Here is a 23,115-nt window from a genome sequence, read left to right as displayed (position 1 = left end):
CGGCGCGCAGAAGTTCGGGGTCGCACGGCCGAAGGCGGAGGGCCAGCATGGAAGGGAAGGCACGCTCCCGAGCGGAGGTTCCCATGGCTGACAACGAGACTTTCGTCCGCGATCTCTTCCAGGCATGGAACGACCGTGACTACGACTCCATCGCCGGATCCGTCGCTCCGGACTGCACCCTCATCGAGGAGGGCAGCGGAAGGAAACTGCAGGGTCCGGACGGCTTCGCCCAGCTCGCGAAGGCCATGTTCGAGGCGGTGCCCGACGGCACGTTCACCCTCGACCACCTCACGTCCCAGGGGGACAGAGTGGTCGTCGAGTACACGGGCAGCGGGACCCAGACCGGGGACCTGGTCCTGCATGCGGGCACCGTGCCCGCCACGGGGCGTCGCGTCACGGTCCACGCGTGTGACATCTACGAGGTCAAGGACGGCAAGATCCAGGAAGGCCGCGTCTACATGGACACCGGCGCCATCATGAGCCAGCTGGGCCTGACCGAGCAGCTGCAGGGCTGAGCGGAGGCGCCGCCGCACCAGCGGCAGCGGCCACCGTGAGGGGCCCCCGCCGTCGTCCTGCGTCGCCCGCCGCCGTCCGGCGTCGCGATCGCGACAGCCGGATCCGCTGTGCGACCACGGTGGCTTCCGTTTCGTTCCGCGCACCGTCGCCCCGGTCGGCATCGACGCGATGGCTGAGGACCTTCGCGGCACCGGCCCAGACGGTGCCCACGAGGGGGACTCCGAGTGCCACGTACGGCGACGAAAGTGCGTTCATGAGCGAGGTGGCCGCCCCGAACCCCACCCCGGCCGCGAAGCCCCTCAACACGACGACCGCAAAATGATCTTCACATGGGAGGCGATGTCCGGCCTGCCCGTAGCAACCGCGCGTGTGACCGGACCCCTGAACCCGTCGCGTTCGCCCCGGCCGAACAGCTCGTCCGCCGTTGCGCTGACCCGGAGGATGGCGGACACGCCTGCCTGACCGTCGTGCGGGGCATCCCACCCGAAACTGCCCGACCGTCACGACGAACACCGTTGCAGCATCAGGACCCCGGAGCGGGGCGCGGTCCTGCGGATTTTCGTCCGGTAACCGCTGCACACCGGTCGACTCCGCAGAGTAAGGTCGAAGCCAAGGGCTCTTGAACGCGTTCAGGAGCCGGGGTCGCGGGGGAGGACGAAAAGTGAACGGAGCAGCTAAGGGCGCCATCGTCGGCGGGGTGTTCCTGGCGATGGTCGGCGGGACCGGGTACGGGGTGTACGCCCTGGTCGGCGACAGCGGCAACGGATCGGAATCGGACACCTCCGTCCAGTCCGCCAAGGGCAGCGGGCCGGTCTCCGAGAAGGAGGCGGCCCAGGCCGCCAAGGCGTTCCTGGCGGCCTGGGCGTCCGGGGACGAGCGGGGGGCGGCCGACCTGACCAACAACGCCGCGGCCGCGCAGACCGCGGTCGGGGAGTTCAGGACCAGGGCGCACGTGTCCAAGGCCGTGATCACCCCCGGCGAGGCGAACGGCACCACCGTTCCCTTCAAGGTCGAGGCGGAGATCACCTACGAGGGCACGACCAAGCCCCTGGTCTACGACTCCCAGCTCACGGTGGTGCGCGGCCTGACCAGCGGCAAGCCCCTCGTCGACTGGCAGCCCTCGGTGATCCACCCGCAGCTGCAGAAGGACGAGAAGCTGCGCGCGGGCGCCCCCGCGAACCCGCCGGTGAAGGCCGTGGACCGCAACGGCGAGGAGCTGACGGCGGAGAAGTACCCCTCGCTGCGGCAGATCCTCGACGAGCTGCGCCAGAACTACGGCAGCAAGGCGGGCGGAAAGGCCGGCGCCGAGGTGTGGATCGAGCCGGCCGTGAAGGAGGCGCCCAGGCGGACCCTGCTGACGCTCGTCGAGGGCGAGCCGAACACCCTGAAGACCTACCTGGACGCGAAGGTGCAGGCGGCGGCCGAGCAGGCGGTCGTCAAGTTCCCCGAGGCGTCGGTGGTCGCCGTCAAGCCGAGCAACGGGCACATCCTGGCCGTCGCGAACCACCGCAAGGACGGCTTCAACGCGGCCATGCAGGGCAACCGGGCGCCCGGCTCCACGATGAAGATCGTGACGGGCGCGATGCTGCTGGACCGCGGCCTGGTGGCGGCCGGCAAGCCGGCGGAGTGCCCGAAGGAGGTGTCCTGGGGCGGCCGCGCCTTCCACAACCTGAAGAACTTCGACCTGCCGGCCGGCACGAACTTCTCCACCTCCTTCGCCCAGTCCTGCAACACCGCCTTCATCAAGCAGATCAAGCCGGTCGACGACGACTCCGCCCTGCCGGAGGAGGCCATGGAGGTCTTCGGCATCGGCCTGGACTGGAAGACGGGCGTCAGGTCCACCGACGGCAAGGTCCCGCCGGCGACGGGCGCGTCCGCGGCCGCCGCGTACATCGGGCAGGGTCAGATCACCATGAACCCGCTGAACGTCGCGTCCATCACCGCGACCGCCCGGACCGGCGTGTTCCGCCAGCCGCTGCTGGTCTCGGCCGAGCTGGACGGCCGGACGATCGCCACGGCCCAGCGCCGGATGAAGCCCGCCGTGCAGCAGCAGCTCGTCTCCATGATGAAGCTGACGGCGACCAACGGCACCGCACGCGAGGCCATGGCCCCGGTGCGCGGCTCGGACAAGGGCGCCAAGACCGGCTCGGCGGAGGTCGGCGGTGCCGCGGACAGCCCGGACAGCTGGTTCACCGGCTTCAGCGGCGACATCGCCGCGGCCGCGATGGTCGAGGGCGGCGGCCACGGCGGCGAAGCGGCCGGCCCGATCGTCGCCGAGGTGCTGAACGCGGGCTGACCCCCGCACGCACGCTCCCGCGAGCCGACCCGCCCGGCCGACGGCCGCCGGGACCGCCCTGGCCGACGTACGCGAGCAGCCGGAGCGGCCGGAGCCGCCGCGGCGGTCGGCCCGGCCCTCAGAGGACCGACTTCAGGGCCCGCACCAGGGCCTGGGCGCGGGGGTCGGCGGTGACCGACTTGGCCAGGGCGTTGGTGACGTAGCCGAAGCCGATGCCGGCCTCCGGGTCCGCGAAGGCCAGGGAGCCGCCGCGGCCGGGGTGGCCGAAGGAGGCGGGCGAGAGCAGCGGCGAGGCCGGACCGTGCAGCATGTAGCCGGCGCCGAAGCGGGTGTTGACGACCAGGACCCGGTCCGGGCCCGCGGAGTGCTCCCGGGCGGCCAGCGCGGCGGTGGCCGGGGTGAAGATCCGCGCACCGTCCTCGACCACACCGATCGTGGCCGCGTAGAAGCGGGCCAGGGCTCGGGCCGTGCCGATGCCGTTCGAGGCGGGGAGCTCGGCGGCCCGGTACGCGGGGGCGTTCTCGTCGGGCAGCGGGTCGATGGCGGCGAAGGCGCGGCGGGTCAGGGAGGCGGGGTCGGCGTAGGCCTCGGAAACGTTCCTGCGCGGCCTGGTCCTCAGCACCCCGGCGCTCTCCGGCGGCTCGACCGGGGCCACCCGGCCCACCCGGCCGGCCTCGGCCTCGGCGTCCGGCAGGCCGATCCAGAAGTCCACGCCGAGCGGCTCGGCGATCTCCTCCGCCAGGACGCAGCCCAGCGTGCGTCCGGTCACCCGGAGCACCAGCTCGGACAGCAGCCAGCTGTAGGTCTGGGCGTGGTAGCCGTGCCCGGTCCCCGGCTCCCAGAAGGGGCGCTGTGCGGCGACCGCGCGGGGCCCGGACACCCCGTCCGCTGCCTCGGCGGCAGTCAGTCCCCGGTCCAGGGCCGGGATGCCCGCGCGGTGCGCGAGCAGGTCCCGTACGAGGATCTTCTCCTTGCCGCCCGCCTTGAACTCCGGCCAGTACGCGCCGACCGGCGCGTCCAGGTCGAGCAGACCGCGCTGGTGCAGGAGCAGCGGGACGGCGGCGGCCACGCCCTTGGTGGCGGATCGGACGACCTGTGCGGTGTCCTCGGTCCACGGTGCGGCGCCATCGGCGTCCTTCGTGCCGCCCCACAGGTCGACGACCTTGCGGCCGTCCCGGTAGACGGCGACGGCCGCGCCCCGGTCCCCGAGCACCTCGAAGTTGCGTACGAACGCGTCCCTGACGGGCTCGAAGCCCGCCGTCACCACACCCTGGATGTCCACGTGCGGTGCAACAAACGGGGACAGGTGCTTATGCCACCGATACCGAACGCGGGTCGAAGCCGAAGGGGAGCTCCAGCCGGTGGGCCCGCATCAGTTTCTCGTCGCACAGCAGTTCCTGCGTGCGGCCGTCCGCCGCGATGACGCCCTCGCTGAGGATCACCGAGCGCGGGCACAGCTCCAGGGCGTAGGGCAGGTCGTGCGTCACCATCAGCACGGTGACGTCGAGCGAGCGCAGGATGTCGGCGAGCTCGCGGCGCGAGGCCGGGTCCAGGTTGGAGGAGGGTTCGTCCAGGACCAGGATCTCCGGCCGCATGGCCAGGACGGTCGCCACGGCCACCCGGCGGCGCTGCCCGAAGGAGAGGTGGTGCGGCGGCCGGTCGGCGAAGCCGGCCATGCCGACCCGGTCCAGGGCCGCCGCGACCCGCTCCTCCAGCTCGGCGCCCCGCAGGCCGGCCGCCGCCGGTCCGAAGGCGACGTCCTCCCGCACGGTCGGCATGAACAGCTGGTCGTCGGGGTCCTGGAAGACGATCCCGACCCGGCGCCGGATCTCGGCCAGGTTCCGCTTCTCCACCGGAAGGCCGGCCACGGCCACCGTGCCGACCCCGCCGGTGAGGATCCCGTTGAGGTGCAGCACGAGGGTGGTCTTGCCGGCGCCGTTGGGGCCGAGGAGGGCGACACGCTCGCCGCGCCCGACGGTGAGGTCGACGCCGTACAGGGCCTGGTGGCCGTCCGGGTAGGCGTAGGCGAGGCCGGCGACTTCGAGCGAGGGGGCGGGCGCGGGGGTACTGGTCACAGGGTCCATCCCATCAGACAGACGGCGAGGGCCGTCACCGGGAGCACGGCCGCGTACGCCCACTGGCCGCGGGTGGCCACGGCCTCGTCGATGACCGGCATGGAGCCGGTGTAGCCGCGGCTGACCATCGCCAGGTAGACCCGCTCGCCGCGTTCGTAGGAGCGGATGAACAGCGCGCCGGCCGTTTTCGCCAGCACGCCCCAGTGCCGGATTCCGCTCGCCTCGAAGCCGCGTGAGCGGCGGGCGACGGACATCCGGCGCAGCTCGTCGCCGATCACGTCGCCGTAGCGGATCATGAAGGAGGCGATCTGGACGAGCAGGGGCGGCAGCCTGAGCCGCTGCAGCCCCAGCAGCAGGGCCCGCAGCTCGGTCGTCGCGGCGAGCAGGACGGACGCGGCCACGCCGAGGGTGCCCTTGGCGAGGACGTTCCAGGCGCCCCAGAGGCCGGAGACGCTGAGCGACATGCCGAGGACCTCGACGCGCTCGCCCTGGGCCACGAAGGGCATGAGTACGGCGAAGGCGACGAACGGGACCTCGATCAGCAGCCTGCGCAGCACCAGGCCCGCCGGGATCCGGGCCACGGCCGCGACTGCGGCGAGGAGCAGTGCGTACAGGCCGAAGGCCCACACCGCCTCCCGCGGTGTGGACACGACGACCAGGACGAAGCCGAAGGTCGCGGCGAGCTTGCAGTGCGGTGGGAGGGCGTGGACCGGCGAGGTGCCCGGGCGGTAGAGCCTGTGGGCGTGGCCGGCACCCATGTCAGGCGACCGGGGTGGCGGTGGAGGTGACGGTGGCGGTCGGCTCGTCGGACGTGCGGCGGCGCACGGCCCAGAAGATCCCGGTGCCGGCGACGACGGTGACACCGACGCCGATGATCCCGGCGAGACCGCCGGAGAGGCGGGCGTCCTCGACGTCCTTGACGCCGTAGTCGGCGAGCGGCGAGCCGGCGGCGGCGTGCTCCTCGACGTTCTGGTCGATGCCCTTGTCGGCGGCGACCTTCTCCAGGCCGTCGGGGTTGGCAGAGGCGTAGAAGGAGACGAACCCGGCCAGGACGAGCGCGGTGACCAGGCCGGTCGCCCACACCTTCTTCGTGGAGCGGCCGGCGGCGGGCGCCTGGGCCGGGGCCGCGGCGGGCGCGTCGACGAGCGCACCGTCGACGCGCAGCTTCAGCGGGGTGGCCAGTGCGCGGGCCCCGTGCACCAGGTCGGGCCGTACGGCGATCACGGCCCCCACGGTCGCGGTGGTGATGAGGGCCTCGCCGATGCCGATGAGGACGTGTACGCCGACCATGGCGGTCAGGACCTTGCCGAGGGGCACGTCGGTGGTGCCGCCGACGGCGTAGACGGCGGTGAAGGCGGCGGCCGCGGCGGGCACCGAGACCAGGGCGGCCACGAAGCCGGCCACGGTCACGGAGCGGCGGGTGGACGGCAGGATGCGGAGGAGCCCGCGGAAGAGCAGGTGTGCGGTGACGACGGTGACGACGCCCATGACGGTGATGTTCACGCCGAGGGCGGTGAGGCCGCCGTCGGCGAAGAGGATGCCCTGCATGAGCAGGACGACGGACACGCAGAGCACGCCGGTGTAGGGGCCGACGAGTATCGCGGCGAGCGCGCCGCCCATGAGGTGGCCGCTGGTGCCGGCGGCCACGGGGAAGTTCAGCATCTGGACGGCGAAGATGAAGGCGGCGACGAGTCCGGCGAGCGGCGCGGTCCGCTCGTCGAGCTCGCGGCGGGCGCCGCGGAGGCTGACGGCCACCGCCGCGGCAGCCGCCACTCCGGCGGCCACCGAGACGGGTGCGTTGATGAATCCGTCGGGCACATGCATGGAGTGGGCTCCGCTTCTTATACGGTCTTTAACCGTTCAAGAATAGTGCCCAGTTGCAAACCGTTGGCAAGAGCGAGCACGTCACAAAAAGCCGCGCGCACTTTCGTCGGAATGTGCGAGGCTGGAGGACAAACGGACGGATATGTTCCGATTCGAGGAGTCTGGTCGATGTCAGCCACCGCCGAGAATCTCCCAGCGACCGCGACCGCGGCCCCCGTCGAAGAGCGGGTCCGCGCCCGTGTGATCACGGACGACCCCCTCTACCGGGCGATCCCCGTTGCCTTGCGCTTCACCCCGGCCGAGCCGCTGGCCGTGCGGATCGTCTTCCCCGCCGACCTGTCCCCCGAGGGCACCGACAACGAGTGGGTCTTCCCCCGGGCGCTGCTGGAGGCCGGCCTCCAGGCGCCGACGGGGACCGGGGACGTACGCGTCTGGCCCTGTGGCCGCGTCCAGGCGGTCGTCGAGTTCCACTCCCCCGAGGGCGTCGCGGTGGTCCAGTTCGACATCGCCGCGCTGCGCCGTTTCCTCCGGCGCACCTACGCCGCCTCCGCCCCCGCCCGATAGGCGCCACGCGACAGGCGCCCCCGACAGGCGCCACCCGTTCGGCGCAGAAGGCCGGACACAACGGGCCCGGCCCCGTACCCCCGGGTGACGGGGGGTACGGGGCCGGGCCGTGTGCAGTACGTGCCGGTCAGGCGTTGACCAGCTCGCGGTCCTTGTCCGGACCCTCGCCCTCCGCGGACTCGGTGGCGAGGTGCTTGCGCAGGCTCTCGCCCTCCACGTCCACGTTCGGCAGCATCCGGTCCAGCCACTCGGGCAGCCACCAGGCCTTGTGGCCGAGCAGGGCGAGCACCGCCGGGACGATGGCCATGCGGACCACGAAGGCGTCGAAGAAGACCGCGACGGCCAGACCGAAGCCGATCATCTTGACCATCTGGTCACTGGCTCCCAGGAAGCCGGCGAAGACGGCGATCATGATGACGGCGGCGGCCACGACGACCCGGGCGCTGTACTGGAAGCCGGTCACGACCGCCTGGCCCGGGCGCTCGCCGTGGACGTACGCCTCCCGCATGCGGGTGACGAGGAAGACCTCGTAGTCCATGGCCAGGCCGAAGACCACACCGACCATGAAGATCGGCATCATCGACATGATCGGACCGGTCTGCTCCACTCCGAAGACCGAGCCGAGCCAGCCCCACTGGAAGACCGCGACGACCGCGCCGAGAGCCGCGACGACCGAGAGCAGGAAGCCGAGGGCCGCCTTGAGCGGGACCAGGATCGAGCGGAAGACCAGCATCAGCAGCAGGAAGGCGAGGCCGACGACGAGGGCCAGGTAGGGCAGCAGCGCGTCGTTCATCTTCTGCGAGAAGTCGATGTTCATCGCGGTGGCGCCGGTGACGAGGACGTCGTCGCCGCTGCCGTCGCGGATCTCGTGGACCAGTTCCTCGGTGTGCGTGGAGGACGGACGGTCCTTCGGGATGACGGTGATCACCGAGGCGTCGCCCGCCTCGTTGGGGGACGGCGGCATGACCGCGGCCACGCCCTCCAGGCCCTTGATCCGGTCGACGGTGGAGTCCGCGAGGGCCTTGTCCCCGTCGACGACCACCATCAGCGGGCCGTTGAAGCCCGGGCCGAAGCCCTCGGACAGCAGGTCGTACGCCTGGCGCTGGGTGGTGGAGACCGGCTGGGCGCCGTCGTCCGGCAGGCCCATCTCCAGCTTGCTCGCCGGGACGGCGATGACGCCGAGGCCGATCACACCGGCCAGCAGCACCATGACGGGGCGGCGCAGGACGAAGCGGGCCCAGCGGGTGCCGCCGTTGACCTTCTTCTCGGCGCCGGCCGGCCTGCCCTTGCCGAACAGCCTGCTCTTCTCGCCCGCGGGCAGGACCTTCTTGCCCGCGAAGCCGAGGATGGCCGGGACCAGGGTCAGTGCGACGAGCACGGCGATGACCACGGTGCCCGCGGCCGCGACGCCCATCTTGGTCAGCATCGGGATGTTGACGACGGCCAGGCCCACGAGGGCGATGACGACGGTCAGACCGGCGAAGACGACGGCGGAGCCGGCGGTTCCGGTGGCCCGGCCGGCGGCCTCGTCGCGGTCGCGGCCCTCGGCGAGCTCCGCGCGGTAGCGGGAGACGATGAAGAGGGCGTAGTCGATGCCGACCGCGAGGCCGATCATCGTGGCGAGGGTGGCGGTGGTGTTGCCGAGGTCCAGCACGTTGGCGAGCGCGGTGATGGAGGAGACGCCGATGCCGACGCCGATGAGCGCCGTCAGCAGCGGCAGACCGGCCGCGATCAGCGAGCCGAAGGTGATCACGAGGACGATCGCGGCGACGAGGATGCCGATGATCTCGCCGGAGCCGGTCTCGGGGGCCACCATCAGCGCGTCACCGCCGATCTGGACGTTCAGGCCCGCCGCCTTGGCGCCGTCGCCGGACTCCTTCAGCGCGTCACGGGTGGCGTCCTTCAGCTCCATGCCGCTGACGGTGTACTTGGCGCTGATGTAGGTGGTGGAGCCGTCCTGGCTGACCGCCTGCACCTCGTACGGGTTGACCACGGAGGCGATCTGCTCCGCGCCCGGACCGGTCTTCAGGCCGTTCACGATCTTCTCGACCTCGGCCTTGGGGCCGGGGTCGGTGACCTTCGCACCCTCGGGGGCCTTGACGACGATGCGCGCGGTGGCGCCGTCGGCGGCCATGCCCGGGAACTTCTTGTCCAGCAGGTCGAAGGCCCGCTGGGCCTCCGTACCGGGTATCGAGAACGATCCGGAGGTCGGGGCGGCCGCGGAGGCGGCGCCGAAACCGGCGGCGAACAGCAGCGCCACCCAGAGGAGGGTGACGAGCCCGCGGCGCCTGAAGGCGCCCCGGCCGAGTCGGTAGAGGAAGGTGGCCACGTCGGTGGTTCTCCCGTTCAGGTCGTGGGATGGATCCGCAGGGATCAGGGCGTGGGGAGCCGGCCCGACGACGAGAGCGGCGTGTCAGGAGCAGCAGGGCGGCACAGGGTGCCGGGGACGGGGAGGTTCAGACGCCGAGGGCGGGGAAGACCACGGCGTCGATGAAGTCACCGAGGAACGCCCGGTCCACCGGCCGGTCCTCGATCAGCGGGAGCGCGATGAACGCCCCGATGAGCATGTGCGGTACGAAGCCCAGGGCCGGGCACCCCGGGGCGATCTCGCCCCGGTCCACCGCGCGCTGCAGCATCACCTGCAGCCCGGTGATCTCCGGGTCGACCAACAGGTCCCGCAGCGCCTTGTGGAGCTCCGGGCTCTCGTGGACGGCATGGGCCAGACCCCGCATCAGCGCGGTGTCCTTGGCCATCTGCGCGTCGTCCGAGTGCTCCACCATGAGCGCGAAGTCCCCGCGCAGGCTGCCCGTGTCGATCTCGCGCAGCGAGACGGGCTGCGTGCACCGCAGGGCCTTGGCGACCAGCTCCGGCTTGCTCCCCCACTGGCGGTAGAGGGTGGCCTTGCTGGACTTCGTACGGGCGGCGACCGCGTCCATGGTCAGCGCCTCGTAGCCGACGTCACGCAGGAGGTCGAGGACCGCCTCGTGCAGTTCGGCCTGCCGTTCGGGGGTGATCCGGCTGCGCCGGGCCGCCATCGCCTCGGTCATCTCCGTGCCTCCATCCGAACGGAACTGCTCCGTACGCTCAAGACGATACCCCTCCCCCGAGCGAAACGAAACCGTTCCGTTTCGTTCGATGGGGTGGCGTGGATCACCAGTACGAGTTGCCGCACCCCCTCCGCGCGGAAAGCATTGGGGGGTGAGTCACGACGTCGCGTACCTCCGGTTCCCGCACCTGCACGACGACCTCCTGTGCTTCGCCACCGAGGACGACCTCTGGGTCGCCCCGCTGGTCCCCGACGGCCACACCCCCGGACGCGCCTGGCGGGTCACCGTCGACCGGACCCGGGTCGGCCACCCCCGTTTCTCCCCCGACGGCCGGCACATCGCCTTCACCACCTGGCGCAGCCTCGACCCCGAGATCCACCTGGCGCCCGTCGACGGCGGGCCCGCCCGGCAGCTGACGCACTGGGGTGCCACCGACACCCGCGTCTGCGGCTGGGACCCCGACGGCAACGTCCTCGCCGTCTCCTCACACGAACAGCCGTTCTCCTACTTCTCCTGGGCCTACAAACTGCCCACCGACGGCAGCCCCGGCGGGCGCCTGCCCTGGGGCCCCGTGTCCGACATCCAGGTCGCCGACATCGACGGCGAACACCGCAGCCTGCTCCTCACCGGCAAACCGCCGCACGAGCCCGCCGCCTGGAAGCGCTACCGGGGCGGCGCCATGGGCCGGCTCTGGCTGCACGGGCGCCAGCTCCTGGAAGGCCTCGAAGGGCACCTGGACGCGGCGATGTTCGTGGGCGGCCGGATCGCCTTCCTGTCCGACCACGAGGGCATCGGCAACCTCTACTCCTGCCTGCCCGACGGCACCGGCCTGCGCCGCCACACCGACCACGACGAGTTCTACGCCCGGCACGCCTCCAGCGACGGCTCCCGGGTCGTCTACCAGTGCGCCGGGGACCTCTGGCTCGTCGACTCCCTGGCCCCCGACGCCTCCCCGCGCAAGCTCCAGGTCCGCCTCGGCGGCCCGCGCGCGGGCCGGCGCACCTACCAGGTACCGGCCGCCAGCCACGTCGACTCCCTCTCGGTGGACGCCACCGGGCGGGCCAGCGCGGTCGTGGTCCGCGGCAGCCTGTACTGGCTGACCCACCGCGACGGACCGGCCCGGACCATCGCCGACACCCCGGGCGTACGGGTACGGCTGCCGGAGATGCTCGGCAGCGGCGGACAGGTCGCCTACGTCACCGACGCCGAGGGCGAGGACGCGATCGAGATCGCCTACCTGCCCCGGGCCTCGGGGGACCGGGAGCCGCGCCGGCTGGCCTCGGGCGCACTGGGACGCGTGACCGAACTGCTCGCCGACCCCGACGGGGAGCGCCTCGCCGTCGCCTCGAACGACGGCCGGCTGCTGCTCGTCGACGCGGCGGAGGAGTCCGACGGCGAGGTCACCGAGCTGATCCGGTCCATCAACGGCCCCGTCACCGACCTGGCCTTCTCCCCCGACGGGGACTGGCTGACCTGGTCGCATCCGGGCATCGGGCGCTCGCTGCGGCAGATCAAGATGGCCCGCATCTCCGGCCCCGGCGCGCGCACCGTCGTCGACGTCACCAACGGCCGCTTCGCCGACGAGAATCCGGTCTTCACCCGGGACGGGCGCTACCTGGCCTTCCTGTCCTGGCGCGGTTTCGACCCGGTCTACGACGTGCACACCGGCGACCTGTCCTTCCCGCTCGGCTGCCGCCCGTACCTGGTGCCGCTGTCCTCCGCGACCCCCTCCCCCTTCGCGCTGTCGGCCGAGGGCAGGCCCGCGGCGGGCGGACTGGACCCGGGCGAGGGCGAATCGGAGAACTCGGGCGAGGGCGGCGCCGTGACCGTGGAGGTGGAGGGGCTGGAGAGCCGCGTCACCCCGTTCCCGGTGAGCGCCTCCAAGTACTCGGCCCTGTACCCGGTGCACGGCGGCGGGCTGGTCTGGCTGCGCTGGCCGATCTCGGGCGCGCTCGGCGAGACCTTCGCCAACCCCAACGACATCAGCGGCAAGCCCACGCTGGAGTACTTCGACCTGACCAAGGCCCGCAAGAGCGAACTGGCCTCGGGGCTGGACTGGTTCGCGGTCAGCGGCGACGGCACCCGCCTCGTCGTCAACGACGACGGGGACCTGCGCGCGGTCCCCGCCACCGAGTCGGGCGACGGCGACTCGACGGTCTACCTGGACCTGCGACGCATCCTGCACGAGGTGGACCCGGCAGCCGAGTGGCGCCAGGCCTTCGAGGAGGCCGGGCGGATCATCCGCGCGTATTTCTGGGAGCCGAACATGTGCGGCATCGACTGGGACGGCGTACTGCGCCAGTACCGCCCGCTGGTCGAACGGGTCGCCTCCCCCGACGAGTTCGCCGACCTGCTGCGCGAGGTCCTCGGCGAGCTCGGCACCTCGCACGCCTACGTCTCCCCCGCCCGCCGCAACGAGGGCCCCCCGCACTACCAGCGGGCCATCGGCCTGCTCGGCGCCAACCTGGTCCCCCGGGACGGGACATGGGTGGTGGCCAAGATCCTGCCCGGCGAGTCCTCCGACTCCAAGGCCCGCTCCCCGCTGGCCGGAACCGGCATCAGGGAGGGTGCGGTGCTCACCCACGTGGACGGCCGGCCCGTGGACCCGGTCGCCGGCCCCTACCCGCTGCTGGCGGGAGCGGGCGGCACCACGGTCGAGCTGACCTTCCGGCCGGAGGAGGGCTCGGCCCGCTCCCGCCGGGTCGCCGTCGTCCCGCTGATCGACGAACGGCCGCTGCGCTACCAGGACTGGGTGTCCAAGCGGCGCCAGGTGGTCCGCGAGCTCAGCGGCGGCCGGTGCGGCTACCTCCACATCCCCGACATGGGCGGCTCGGGCTGGGCGCAGTTCAACCGCGACCTGCGCATGGAGATGTCCCGGCCCGCGCTGATCGTGGACGTGCGCGGCAACGCGGGCGGCCACATCAGCGAGCTGGTGGTGGAGAAGCTCACCCGTTCCATCCTCGGCTGGGACCTGACGCGCGACGCCCAGCCCGTCAGCTACGCCTCCAACGCGCCCCGCGGCCCGATCGTGGCGCTGGCCGACGAGGCGACCTCCTCGGACGGCGACATGATCACGGCGGCCTTCAAACTGCTGGGACTGGGGCCGGTGGTGGGCCAGCGCACCTGGGGCGGGGTGGTCGGGATGACCGGCCGGCACACCCTCGGCGACGGCACGGTGATCACGGTGCCGATGAACGCCGCCTGGTTCCCGGAGTACGGCTGGTCGGTGGAGAACCACGGCGTGGAACCGGACTTCGAGATCCTGCGCACCCCGCTCGACTGGGCGGAGGGCCGGCACGCCCAGATGGACGACGCCGTGCACCTGGCGCTGGAGCTGCTCGAACAGGACCCGGCCGCGATGCCGCCCGGCTACACGGACGTACCCGACCGGCGCCGTCCGAAGCTGCCGCCCAGGCAGTGAGCGGATACCGGCAGGGGCGCGGCCGCGGGTGACGGCCGTGCCCCTGCCGGGCCTCATGGGTGACGGACGGAGCCAGCGCTCCGTGCCGCTGTCCCGGTCAGTGGCTGCGGGTGCGTTCCTGCTCGTCCGCGGCGCCGCCCGCCCCGACCAGGCCCCGGGAGACACCGGCCAGCCGGGGCTCGAAGCGCTTCACGTCGCGCTGCCCGACCGTCGCGATGATCCCGGGCAGGTAGCCGCGCACCCCCTGCATCCCGCGCAGCCACCACTGCGCGTACACGTGCGGCGAGCGCCGCTCGATGCCCGCGACGATCCGGTCGACGGCGGGCCCCAGCGGGTAGGTGCGGTTCGCCGGCCACGGCAGCCGCTGTCGCAGCTCCCGCATGACGGCGTCCTGGTCGGCGCCGCGCACCATGTCGGTGTCGGTCCACGAGAGGTAGCCGACCCCGACGCCCACGCCCTTGTGGGCGACCTCGGCGCGCAGGCAGTGGGCGAAGGCCTCGACGCCGGACTTGGAGGCGCAGTAGGCGGTCATCATCGGCGCCGGGGTGATGGCGGCGAGCGAGGCGATCTGGAGGAAGTAGCCGCGGCTCTCCGTCAGTACGGGCAGGAAGGCCCGGGCGGTGACGGCCCCGCCGATCAGGTTGACCTCGATCACCCGGCGCCAGGCGTCGGGGTCGGAGTGGGCGAACGGCCCGCCCGCGGCGACCCCCGCGTTGGCGACGACGATGTCGACCTTCCCGAAGCGCTCCTTCACCTCCTGGGCGACGCGTGCCATCGCCTCGTGGTCGGTGACGTCGGCGTACCAGTGCTCGCTGTCGGTGTGCAGGCGCTCGGAGACCTCCTTGAGGGCTTCCGGCTCCAGGCCGACGAGGGCGATCCGCGCGCCGCGGGCCGACAGCTTGCGGGCGAGCAGCTCGCCGACCCCGCGGGCGGCCCCGGTGACGACGGCGACCCGGCCTTCCGGACTCCTGCGAGCGCTCACGGTGTCTTCTCCTTCTCGGTGGTGTCGAGATCGTCGATGAAGCGCGCGGACAGCTCGCGCACGGCACGGGTGACGGCTTCGGGAGCCTCGACCGGGGTCATGTGCCCCACGCCGGTGAGCTCGGTGAGGCCCACGCAGTTCGGCAGCGCCGCGGCGAGCCCGCGGGCGTGGACGAGCGGGGTGAGCCGGTCGGCGGTGCCGCCGAGCACGGCGGTGGGGACGGTCAGCCGGGCCACGTCGGCGTCCAGGTCCAGCCCGGCCAGCACCCGGGACCAGGCGCGGCGCACCCCGGTGGGGCAGGCGTGCACGATACGGGCGCACGCCTCGACCCGGTCGGGCGCCGAACCGGGGCCCATGGTGGCGTACTTGAGGATCTTCCGGGCGACGGGCGTGACCGGCCCCAGCGGGGCGCGCGATCCGAGTACGGCGCCGGTGACCCGGGTCCGGGCGCGCCCGGCGCGCACCGGCAGCACGGTGGCCCGCTCGACCAGGGCGGAGCTGCCGGTGCTGCACAGCAGCGCGGCGGCGGCGTGCTCGGTGAACTCCGGCCGGGCCGCGGCCGCCATGATCGTCATGCCGCCCATGGAGTGCCCGGCGACGACCGCGCGCTCCCCCGGGGCGAGGGTGGCGCCGAGCACCGCCACGAGGTCGTCGGCGAGTGCGGTGGTGCTGTGCTCCCGGGCGGCGGGGCTGCGCCCGTGTCCGCGCTGGTCGTAGGCGACGACCCGGTGGGTGGCGGCCAGGGCCCGTATCTGCGCGGCCCAGAACGCGGTGGAGCAGGTCCAGCCGTGGGCCAGCACCACGGGCGGCGCCCCCTCCTCACCGTGCACCTCGACGTGCAGGCGGGACCCGTCGGCGGAGACGGCGACAAGTTCGCGCCGCGGGGCGGGTGGGGTGTAGGGACCGGAGGTGACGTGCGCCGGGCGGCTCACGCGACGCCCTCGGCGGCGTCGGCCCCGGCGGCTTCGAGGCCGGCCCCGCCGGCGTCCGCGGTACGGGCCTGCGGGGGCGGCGCCACCGGCAACGGCGCCGCGGCAGGGGCAGGGGCGGCCGCGACGGCCATCGGCACCCGCTCCCTCACCCGCACGACCTCGTACTCCCCCAGGTCGACGCTGCGCGTCTCGCGGCGGAACTCACCGGTCGTGCCCGGCCAGACCGTCGTGTTGCGGCCGTTGGCGTCCAGGTACCAGCTGGTGCAGCCGCCCGTGTTCCAGACGGTCCGCTCCATCCGGGCCTGCACCTGCCGGTTCCACTGGTTGACGGCGGAGGGGCGCGCGGCGAGCGCGGCCTTCCCGCCCAGCATGCCCAGCTGCCGCAGGTAGTCGGCCATGTAGTTCAGCTGCGACTCGATCATGAGGATCATCGAGCTGTTCCCGAGACCGGTGTTCGGGCCGATGATCGTCATCCAGTTGGGGAAGCCGGCCGCGGTCGCCCCGCGCAGCGACTGCATCCCGTCCTTCCACTGGTCGGCGAGGGTCCGGCCCTCCGCGCCCACCACCCGGTCGGCGATCGGCAGGTCCGTGACGTGGAAGCCCGTACCGAAGACGATCGCGTCGACCTCGGTCTCGGTCCCGTCGGCCGCGACGAGGACCGAGCCCCGGATCTCCTTCAGCCCCGAGGCGACGAGGTCCACATTCGGCCGCGCCAGCGCCGGGTAGTACTCGCTGGAGAGCAGGATCCGCTTGCAGCCGATCCGGTAGGAGGGGGTCAGCTTGGCACGCAGCTCCGGGTCCTTGATCGACCGGGCCATGTTGGCCCTGGCGAGCGCCTCGACGAGTCCGAGCTGGCTGGGCCGCTTGGTGAAGGCGCTGACCTGGAGTTCCCGGATGCCCCACAGCAGGCCGCGGCGCGCGGCGCGGGTGAAGGGCAGCTGCCGGTGCAGCCAGCGCTCCACCGCCGAGATCGCCCGGTCGGTGCGCGGCATCACCCACGGCGGGGTCCGCTGGAAGAGCGTCAGACGCTCCACGTCGGGGGCGATGGCCGGCACGATCTGGATCGCCGAGGCCCCCGTACCGATCATGGCGACGCGCTTGCCGGCGAGGTCGTAGTCGTGGTCCCAGCGCGCGGAGTGGAAGACCTTGCCGGGGAACCCGGCCAGCCCCGGCACCTCCGGCAGCTTCGGCTCGGACAGCGGCCCGGTCGCGGAGACCACGACGTCGGCGGTCAGCTCGCCGCGGGAGGTCTCGATCTCCCAGCGCAGTTCGTCGGCGTCCCAGCGCATCATCAGGACCTCGCAGTCGAGCCGGATGTGCCGGCGCAGCCCGAAGGTGTCCGCGACGTGCTCCAGGTACTCCCGGATGGCGGGCTGCCCGGAGAAGGTCCGGGGCCAGTCCGGATTCGGCGCGAAGGAGAAGGAGTACAGGTGCGACGGGACGTCGCACGCGCATCCGGGGTAGCTGTTGTCCCGCCAGGTCCCGCCGACGGAGTCGGCCCGTTCCAGGACGACGAAGTCCGTGATCCCCTCGCGCCGCAGCCGCACGGCGGCCCCGAGCCCGCCGAATCCGGACCCGATCACCGCCACCCGTACGTGCTCGCGCCCCTCGCGCCCGCCCATGCCGCCCATGCCCGCCGCCTTCCGCTCATCCGCAGTTCCAGCCACGCAACGCCGCAACGCACCACACCATCGAAACACTGCCAGCAATCACTGGCACAATCGGGAGGGTAGAGCAGCCCCGTACTCATGGGTAGGGGGCGGACCCGGAAAGTTACCGCCAGTACGCCATAGGCTGCGTCTGTGGCGAAGGAAGAGACGCAAGCGAAGCCGGTGCGCGAGTACCGCACCGAGGAGCTGGCCGAGGCGGCCGGCATACCCGTGCGCACCCTGCGCTTCTACCGGGAGCGCAAACTGCTCCCGCCGCCCCGCCGCGAGGGCCGCATCGCCTGGTACGACGACCACCACCTGGCCCGCCTGCGCACCATTGCCGGACTGCTCGAACGGGGCCACACCCTCGGCGGCATCGCCGAGCTGACCGCCGCCTTCGAGAAGGGCCGCGACGTCGGCCAGCTGGGTGAGCTGCTCGGCATCGGCTGGTCGGAGGAGACCCCCGTCCGGCTCACCCCGGAGGAACTGGCCGACTACTTCGAGGGCGAGGTCACCCCCGAGAACCTGGCGGCCTCCCTCGACCTGGGCTACCTCGCCGTCGACGGCGACGCGATCGTGCACGTCAGCCGCCGGCTGCTGGACGTCTCCTCGGCGCTGGTCCGCGAGGGGGTACCGCTCGCCGACGTCCTGGAGACGGGCCGCCGTGTCCGCGAGCACGCGGACGCGATGGCGCTGCTGTTCACCGAGCTGATCTCTGAGCACATCTCCCCGGACGCGCTCACCCGGCTGCGCCCGCTCGCCAAGAGCGTGGTCGAGGCCGAGCTGACGATGGCGATGGACCGCCTGCTGGCGTCGGCGAAAGGTCAGACGCCGAGCTCGTAGACGACGGTCACGGGCGCGTGGTCGGACCAGCGCTCGGGATGCGTCTCGGCCCGCTCGACGAAGGCCTTCACCGCCTTCGCGGCCAGCCCCGGGGTCACCACCTGCAGGTCGATGCGCCAGCCGGCGTCGTTGTCGAAGGCGCGGCCGCGGTAGGACCACCAGGAGTACGGCCCCTCCGTGTCGGGGTGCAGCTCGCGCACCACGTCGACGTAGCCGGCCTCGGCGTAGACCTTCCCCAGCCACTCCCGCTCCTCGGGGAGGAAACCGGCGCTCTTGCGGTTGGTCTTCCAGTTCTTGAGGTCGGCCTCCTGGTGACAGATGTTCCAGTCACCGCAGACCACGACCTCGCGCCCGTCGGCGGCGGCCCTCTCCTTGAGCCCGGTCAGGTAGGCCAGGAACTCCCGCATGAACCGGTACTTCTCGTCCTGCTTCTCCGTGCCCGCCTCACCGGAGGGCAGGTAGAGGCTGGCCACGGTCACACCGGGCAGGTCGATCTCCAGGTACCGCCCGGCGGTGTCGAATTCCTCACTGCCGAAGCCGACCTGCACCCGCTCGGGCGCGCGCCGCGTGTACAGCGCGACCCCGGCCCGGCCCTTCACGGCGGCCGGCGCGAAGACGGTGTGCCAGCCCTCGGGAGAGCGCACCTCCTCCGGGATCTGCCCCTCCTCGGCCCGTACCTCCTGCAGGCACACCACGTCGGCGTCGGATCCTGCGAGCCACGGCCCGAAGCCCTTCTTGGCGGCGGCCCGGATCCCATTCACATTCACGGAGGTCACAGTGAGCATCCCAGCACCATAGCGGGAGGGTTCCGTACGATGTCCGGATGTCTCATGGGATCGAGCTCCGCACCGTGCCGTACGACCACCCGGACGCGGTGAAACTCAACGACCAGGTCCAGCTCGAATACCAGGAGCGGTACCAGGGCGAGGGCGACGCGACCTTCCTGGACCCCGCGATGTTCGCTCCGCCGCAGGGGCTGTACATAGTGGCGTACGACACCTCCGGCGCCCCGGTGGCGACGGGCGGCTGGCGCAGCCAGGAGCAGAACGACGAGGGCTACTGCGACGGCGACGCCGAGCTCAAGCGGATGTACGTCGTCCCGGAGGCCCGCGGCCTGGGCCTGGCCCGCCGCATCCTGGCCACGCTGGAGACGGACGCCCGCGCGGCCGGCCGCCTGCGGATGGTCCTCGAAACGGGCGACCGGCAGCCGGAGGCGATCGCCCTCTACCTCTCCGAGGGCTACACCCCGTCCCCGAAGTTCGGCTTCTACCGCTTCTACGACTCCAGCCGCTGCATGTCCAAACCCCTCCACCCCACCAGCCCCGCCGACGCCTGACACGCGGGGCCCCGATCCTTCAGCCCCGCCGGCGTTCGAGGCGCGGGAGTCCGGGGGCGGCGCCCCCGGAAACGCCGAGATCCCGCCCGGTCCTTCGACCGGGCGGGATCTCGTGACGTCTGCCGACAGCTAGCCGAGGTGGCCGAAGAGGTCGACGACAACGTGGGTGGAAGCCCAGCCGAGGTTGGCGATCTCGACCTTGCCGTCGGCTCCCACGGGTACCGTGACCAGGTTGGCCACGGTCTGTCCGGTCGTCCAGTTGAGGTTGGAGGAGTCGGGGCGGGTGGTGCCGGCGGGCCAGACGGTGAGGTGGCCGTCGGACTTGGGCTCGGTGACGGTCACGTTCAGCACGACGGCCTTGGCCCGGCCGGCTTCGCCGGTTCCGGAGAGGTCGAGGACGGTGCTGCCGCGGGCGGGCACGGCGGTGGTGGTCCGGGTGTCGAGCAGGCGCTGGATGCCGGCTGTGCGGTAGGTGGCGCCGGCCTGGTCGTCGGAGTAGTAGCCGAAGACGTCGGCGATCAGATGCGCCGTGCCCCAGCCGGCGTTGAACAGCTTCACCGTGCCGTCGGCGCCGACCGGGACCACCACGTGGTTGGGCACGGTCTGTCCGGCCGTCCAGTTGAGACTGGAGGAGTCGGGGCGGGTGGTGCCCGACGGCCACACCGTCAGGTGCCCGGCCTCCTTCGGGTCCGTCACCGTGATGTTGAGCACGACGGCCCTGACGCCGGACTGCGGAATCCCGCCGCGACCCGCGACCTGCAGTGTCACCTCGCCGCGGGCAGGCACCGGGGTGGTGCCCGGGCGGCCGATACCCGCGCGGGAGTCCAGCAGACGGGCCGGGCCCGCCACGGTGAAGGCGCTGCCCGAAGGGTCGGCGGAGTAGTAGCCGAAGACGTCGGCGATGAGGTGCGTCGTGCCCCAGCCGGCGTTGCGCAGGTTGACCTTGCCGTCCTCGCCGACCGGGACCACAACCTGGTTCGGCACGGTCCGCCCGAACGTCCAGTTGAGGTTGGAGGCGTCGGGGCGGGTGGTGCCGGAGGGCCAGACGGTCAGGTGCCCGTCGGACTTCGGGTCGGTGACGGTCACGTTCAGCACGACCGCCTTGACACCCGACTGCGGCACCCCGGCCCGGCCTGCCACCTGCAACGACACCTCGCCGCCCGCCCCCACCGGGGCCGTCCCGGCTCGGCCGAGTCCGGCCCGGGTGTCGAGGAGCCGCGCCGGGGACAGCGTGGTGAAGCGGTCACCGGCCTGCGCGGCCGCGATGCCGTTGCCGGCGACGTGGATGCGCTGCCCGGCGGCGTCGGTCCACACGATGTTCGAGCCGGTACGGTCCACCGCCCAGGACCGGTTCGCTTGGCGCTGGCCCTTCCACTCCTGGCCCTGGGCCAGGGTGCGGACCCGCACGGTGCTTTCGTTACCCGACGTCTTGATGCCCTCGTGGAAGTCGAGCAGCAGCAGCCGGCCGGTGGCCAGGTCCTGACGCACCAGGTAACCGTCACCGAGCAGCGACTCCCGCCCCCAGAAGCTGTTGGTCCAGTTGGTGCTCAGCACCGGCACCGAAAGGGTGTGGCGCGTCACCGTGTCGTACACGCCACTGGTGCGCACCGTGCCCCAGCTGTCCTGGCAGGCCCAGGAGACGTAACGGCCGACGGCCTCCAGCAGCGTGGAAAGGCAGGGCGTGGTGAAGGTGCCCCGCTCCGTCTCGCCCCGGATGTCCGTGGCGCGGACGGTGTTGCTGCCGTTCTTGGCGGTCCAGAGCGTGTCGCCCTGTACGGCGACGGCGGTCGCCTCTGTCCGGAGCACATGGGTTCGGGTGTCGAGATCGCTGACGATGACCTGGTGGTCGGACGTCGAGTTGCCGTACGCGGTCTGCGCGAGCACCATGTAGCGTCCCGCGGCGTCCGCGGTCTGCATGCCGCCCTCGCCGTTCATGGGGATGGTGCCCGCCCACTCGCGGTTCCCCGCCTCACGGAAGACGACGAACCGGTTCCTCGCCACCGGCTCGTGCTCCAGGTAGCGGCCGTCCCCGGTGGACCGGAGGCCGGCGCAGGCGCGGCCGTGGCTGTAGCAATTGCTGATCGAGTGCGTTCCGTCGAGGTATTCCGCGGTCTTGACCGGGGTCGCGTCGTTCGAGATCCGGTAGCTGCGGAACGAACCGGTGGTTTCTGCCGGCTGGAAGTGCACGGTGTCCGTGGCGGTGGTGAGCACGCCGCCGCCGATCGACAGGCCGAAGACGGTCGCGGGCGCAGGAGGGACGTCAACCAGCTTACGGGCCTGCGGTGTGGCGCCGCCGTCCGCGGTGATCCGGTGGACGGCGGTCTGCGGCTGGGTGCCGTACTCGGGAGCCTTGGCGCTGCCGACCGCGATGAGCGAGCCGTCCGGTGCGGGCAGCAGCTGGGTGTCGGCGAGCTCCAGCAGGTATGCGAAGGTCCCGTCGTTCGGGCCGATGCCGGTGAAGCTCAGCGGACGGCCCCGGTTGTCGCCGCTGCTTCCTGCAACCGACTGGGTGCCGATCGCCCAGTCGCCCAGCAGCCTCAGCTCGCCCTTCTCCTGGTCAAAGTGGGCCGAACCCGAACTCAGCACGGTCTGCGGCTGCGCCCGGTCCAGCACGTCCTCCGGACCGTCCTGGGAGATGCGGAGCACCTTGCCCTTGGCCAGCCGGAACGTGTTCACGTGGTCGTAGGCGCCCTCGTCCGGAAGCGCGGTGGTCTGCCCCGTCACCACGTCCACCAGGGTGGAGTGAGTGAGGCCGCCCGAACGATGACGGAGGATCAGCGCGCTCTGGTCGCCGTCGTGCACCGCGGGCACGAGGGAAGCACCTGCCGGCAGCGCCACCTTGGTACGGACCGTGGAGGAGCCGTCCAGCCGGTTCAGGAACCAGCCGGTCACGGCCGAGGCGGTGCCCGCGTACGTCAGCACGGTGCGCCCGTAGGTCCCGGAGTAGCTCTGTCCGGCGGGGATCGTGACGGCCCCCAGCGCGACCGGCTTCCCGGTGGCCAGGTCGAACAGGTCGACCTCGGCGGGTGCCTGCGCCGTGGCCGCCGTGGGGACGGCGACGGTGTCGGAGGAGGTTCCGTAGCGGTGGTCGGGGGCTCCCAGGTAGCCGCCCGGGGGGAGGCCTTCGAAGACGCCCCCGTCGACCGGGGCGGGCAGTCGCAGCCCGGTGTCGCTGGTGGCACCGGTGTCGTACCGGGTCCACAGCAGCTGGTCGCCGCCCTCGCGGGCGTGCAGGAGGCCGGTGTCGCCGGCCACGAACAGCTGGTCCCGGGCCGGGAGACCCCGGGGAGCCGGGGGCAGCACGAGCTCGGTGGGCGCGCCGGGGGCGGGTGCCGCGACCGCCTCGGGCAGGGCCGGGGCCAGCAGTGCGGCGCCCGTGGCCAGTGCGACCGTTGCGGCCCCCAGCCCCCGGCGAAGTCGCGACGTTCGTCTTACGGTCGGGTCCACTGACACTCTCTCCTGGGCGAACGCGGGAGGAAGGGAATGCCGGCTGCCGGCCCCGCGCGTCCGCTCTCGCGGGCCGGTCGACCTGGCTCTTCGAGCCGTTCCCCCTCCGATCGCGTCGGAGCATAACAACGCCGGCCAATCGTTCGCACACGAGTTCACCGGGCGGCTGACGGCCCGTGCTCG

The 23,115-nt window shown here is 72.4% G+C and carries 17 protein-coding genes; 6 read left to right on the top strand and 11 right to left on the bottom strand.

Annotated features, from left to right (window positions below; translation table 11 throughout):
• Window positions 1-83 precede the first annotated feature (83 nt).
• Window positions 84-515 carry an ester cyclase gene (locus AAT21_RS34670; protein ID WP_052757953.1) on the top strand — a complete coding sequence of 144 codons (432 nt, stop codon included), beginning with the start codon at window positions 84-86 and terminating at the stop codon, window positions 513-515.
• A 662-nt stretch (window positions 516-1,177) separates the two neighbouring features.
• Window positions 1,178-2,812, top strand: coding sequence for a penicillin-binding transpeptidase domain-containing protein (locus AAT21_RS23295; RefSeq protein ID WP_107081363.1), 1,635 nt, complete (start codon window positions 1,178-1,180; stop codon window positions 2,810-2,812).
• A 118-nt stretch (window positions 2,813-2,930) separates the two neighbouring features.
• Here AAT21_RS23295 and AAT21_RS23290 read toward each other — a convergent pair whose 3' ends face one another.
• The 4 genes from AAT21_RS23290 to AAT21_RS23275 are packed head-to-tail and all read right to left on the bottom strand — an operon-like array spanning window position 2,931 to window position 6,711.
• Window positions 2,931-4,094 (bottom strand): serine hydrolase domain-containing protein, encoded by a 1,164-nt coding sequence (locus AAT21_RS23290; protein ID WP_046778873.1) that lies wholly within the window; start codon window positions 4,092-4,094, stop codon window positions 2,931-2,933.
• Window positions 4,095-4,122: 28 nt separating this feature from the next.
• Complete coding sequence (locus AAT21_RS23285) at window positions 4,123-4,896, bottom strand: energy-coupling factor ABC transporter ATP-binding protein (protein WP_046778872.1); 774 nt, start codon at window positions 4,894-4,896, stop codon at window positions 4,123-4,125.
• Entirely contained in the window at window positions 4,884-5,645 is a 762-nt protein-coding gene (gene cbiQ / locus AAT21_RS23280; protein ID WP_046778871.1) for a cobalt ECF transporter T component CbiQ, read from the bottom strand. The genes AAT21_RS23285 and cbiQ overlap by 13 nt, the downstream gene beginning before the upstream one ends.
• Before the next feature lies 1 nt (window position 5,646).
• On the bottom strand, window positions 5,647-6,711 hold the full coding sequence (locus tag AAT21_RS23275; protein WP_046778870.1) for an energy-coupling factor ABC transporter permease: 1,065 nt from the start codon (window positions 6,709-6,711) through the stop codon (window positions 5,647-5,649).
• Between the two features lie 168 nt (window positions 6,712-6,879).
• Between AAT21_RS23275 and AAT21_RS23270 the strand changes: the two genes are divergently transcribed.
• On the top strand, window positions 6,880-7,275 hold the full coding sequence (locus AAT21_RS23270; protein ID WP_046778869.1) for an SsgA family sporulation/cell division regulator: 396 nt from the start codon (window positions 6,880-6,882) through the stop codon (window positions 7,273-7,275).
• 127 nt (window positions 7,276-7,402) lie between these two features.
• Here the strand turns inward: AAT21_RS23270 and AAT21_RS23265 are convergent, their stop codons facing one another.
• Both AAT21_RS23265 and AAT21_RS23260 read right to left on the bottom strand, forming a co-directional pair.
• Complete coding sequence (locus AAT21_RS23265) at window positions 7,403-9,604, bottom strand: MMPL family transporter (protein ID WP_046778868.1); 2,202 nt, start codon at window positions 9,602-9,604, stop codon at window positions 7,403-7,405.
• Window positions 9,605-9,731: 127 nt separating this feature from the next.
• Entirely contained in the window at window positions 9,732-10,322 is a 591-nt protein-coding gene (locus AAT21_RS23260; protein ID WP_030027812.1) for a TetR/AcrR family transcriptional regulator, read from the bottom strand.
• 151 nt (window positions 10,323-10,473) lie between these two features.
• Here AAT21_RS23260 and AAT21_RS23255 point away from each other — a divergent pair, with 151 nt between their 5' ends.
• Window positions 10,474-13,743 (top strand): S41 family peptidase, encoded by a 3,270-nt coding sequence (locus AAT21_RS23255; protein ID WP_046778867.1) that lies wholly within the window; start codon window positions 10,474-10,476, stop codon window positions 13,741-13,743.
• A gap of 97 nt (window positions 13,744-13,840) precedes the next feature.
• On the opposite strand, the gene AAT21_RS23250 is transcribed toward AAT21_RS23255, so the two are convergent.
• Genes AAT21_RS23250 through AAT21_RS23240 form a run of 3 tightly spaced genes read right to left on the bottom strand, consistent with a single transcriptional unit; the run spans window position 13,841 to window position 17,279 of the window.
• Complete coding sequence (locus tag AAT21_RS23250) at window positions 13,841-14,725, bottom strand: SDR family oxidoreductase (RefSeq protein WP_046778866.1); 885 nt, start codon at window positions 14,723-14,725, stop codon at window positions 13,841-13,843.
• On the bottom strand, window positions 14,722-15,657 hold the full coding sequence (locus AAT21_RS23245; protein ID WP_046778865.1) for an alpha/beta fold hydrolase: 936 nt from the start codon (window positions 15,655-15,657) through the stop codon (window positions 14,722-14,724). The genes AAT21_RS23250 and AAT21_RS23245 overlap by 4 nt, the downstream gene beginning before the upstream one ends.
• Complete coding sequence (locus tag AAT21_RS23240; RefSeq protein ID WP_079025919.1) at window positions 15,654-17,279, bottom strand: flavin-containing monooxygenase; 1,626 nt, start codon at window positions 17,277-17,279, stop codon at window positions 15,654-15,656. Before AAT21_RS23240 ends, AAT21_RS23245 begins: the two co-directional genes overlap by 4 nt.
• A 180-nt stretch (window positions 17,280-17,459) precedes the next feature.
• Here AAT21_RS23240 and AAT21_RS23235 point away from each other — a divergent pair, with 180 nt between their 5' ends.
• Complete coding sequence (locus AAT21_RS23235; protein ID WP_046778864.1) at window positions 17,460-18,149, top strand: MerR family transcriptional regulator; 690 nt, start codon at window positions 17,460-17,462, stop codon at window positions 18,147-18,149.
• Here the strand turns inward: AAT21_RS23235 and AAT21_RS23230 are convergent.
• Window positions 18,131-18,934 (bottom strand): exodeoxyribonuclease III, encoded by an 804-nt coding sequence (locus AAT21_RS23230; RefSeq protein ID WP_046778863.1) that lies wholly within the window; start codon window positions 18,932-18,934, stop codon window positions 18,131-18,133. The genes AAT21_RS23235 and AAT21_RS23230 overlap by 19 nt on opposite strands.
• Window positions 18,935-18,972: 38 nt before the next feature.
• Here AAT21_RS23230 and AAT21_RS23225 point away from each other — a divergent pair, with 38 nt between their 5' ends.
• Complete coding sequence (locus AAT21_RS23225) at window positions 18,973-19,485, top strand: GNAT family N-acetyltransferase (RefSeq protein WP_046778862.1); 513 nt, start codon at window positions 18,973-18,975, stop codon at window positions 19,483-19,485.
• A gap of 129 nt (window positions 19,486-19,614) precedes the next feature.
• On the opposite strand, the gene AAT21_RS34665 is transcribed toward AAT21_RS23225, so the two are convergent.
• Entirely contained in the window at window positions 19,615-22,932 is a 3,318-nt protein-coding gene (locus AAT21_RS34665; protein ID WP_052757952.1) for a hypothetical protein, read from the bottom strand.
• Between the last annotated feature and the right edge of the window lie 183 nt (window positions 22,933-23,115).

The sequence above is a fragment of the Streptomyces yangpuensis genome (assembly GCF_001005295.1).
Lineage (GTDB): Bacteria > Actinomycetota > Actinomycetes > Streptomycetales > Streptomycetaceae > Streptomyces > Streptomyces yangpuensis.
This window is presented reverse-complemented; position numbering and strand designations above follow the sequence as displayed.

What these genes read in the sequence shown, in the direction of transcription:
- AAT21_RS23230 (WP_046778863.1), bottom strand. Translation starts at nt 18,934, where the DNA reads ATGCTCACTGTGACCTCCGTGAATGTGAATGGGATCCGGGCCGCCGCC.
- AAT21_RS23260 (WP_030027812.1), bottom strand. Translation starts at nt 10,322, where the DNA reads ATGACCGAGGCGATGGCGGCCCGGCGCAGCCGGATCACCCCCGAACGG.
- AAT21_RS23270 (WP_046778869.1), top strand. Translation starts at nt 6,880, where the DNA reads ATGTCAGCCACCGCCGAGAATCTCCCAGCGACCGCGACCGCGGCCCCC.
- AAT21_RS23240 (WP_079025919.1), bottom strand. Translation starts at nt 17,279, where the DNA reads ATGGGCGGGCGCGAGGGGCGCGAGCACGTACGGGTGGCGGTGATCGGG.
- AAT21_RS23275 (WP_046778870.1), bottom strand. Translation starts at nt 6,711, where the DNA reads ATGCATGTGCCCGACGGATTCATCAACGCACCCGTCTCGGTGGCCGCC.
- AAT21_RS34670 (WP_052757953.1), top strand. Translation starts at nt 84, where the DNA reads ATGGCTGACAACGAGACTTTCGTCCGCGATCTCTTCCAGGCATGGAAC.
- AAT21_RS23285 (WP_046778872.1), bottom strand. Translation starts at nt 4,896, where the DNA reads ATGGACCCTGTGACCAGTACCCCCGCGCCCGCCCCCTCGCTCGAAGTC.
- cbiQ (WP_046778871.1), bottom strand. Translation starts at nt 5,645, where the DNA reads ATGGGTGCCGGCCACGCCCACAGGCTCTACCGCCCGGGCACCTCGCCG.
- AAT21_RS23225 (WP_046778862.1), top strand. Translation starts at nt 18,973, where the DNA reads ATGTCTCATGGGATCGAGCTCCGCACCGTGCCGTACGACCACCCGGAC.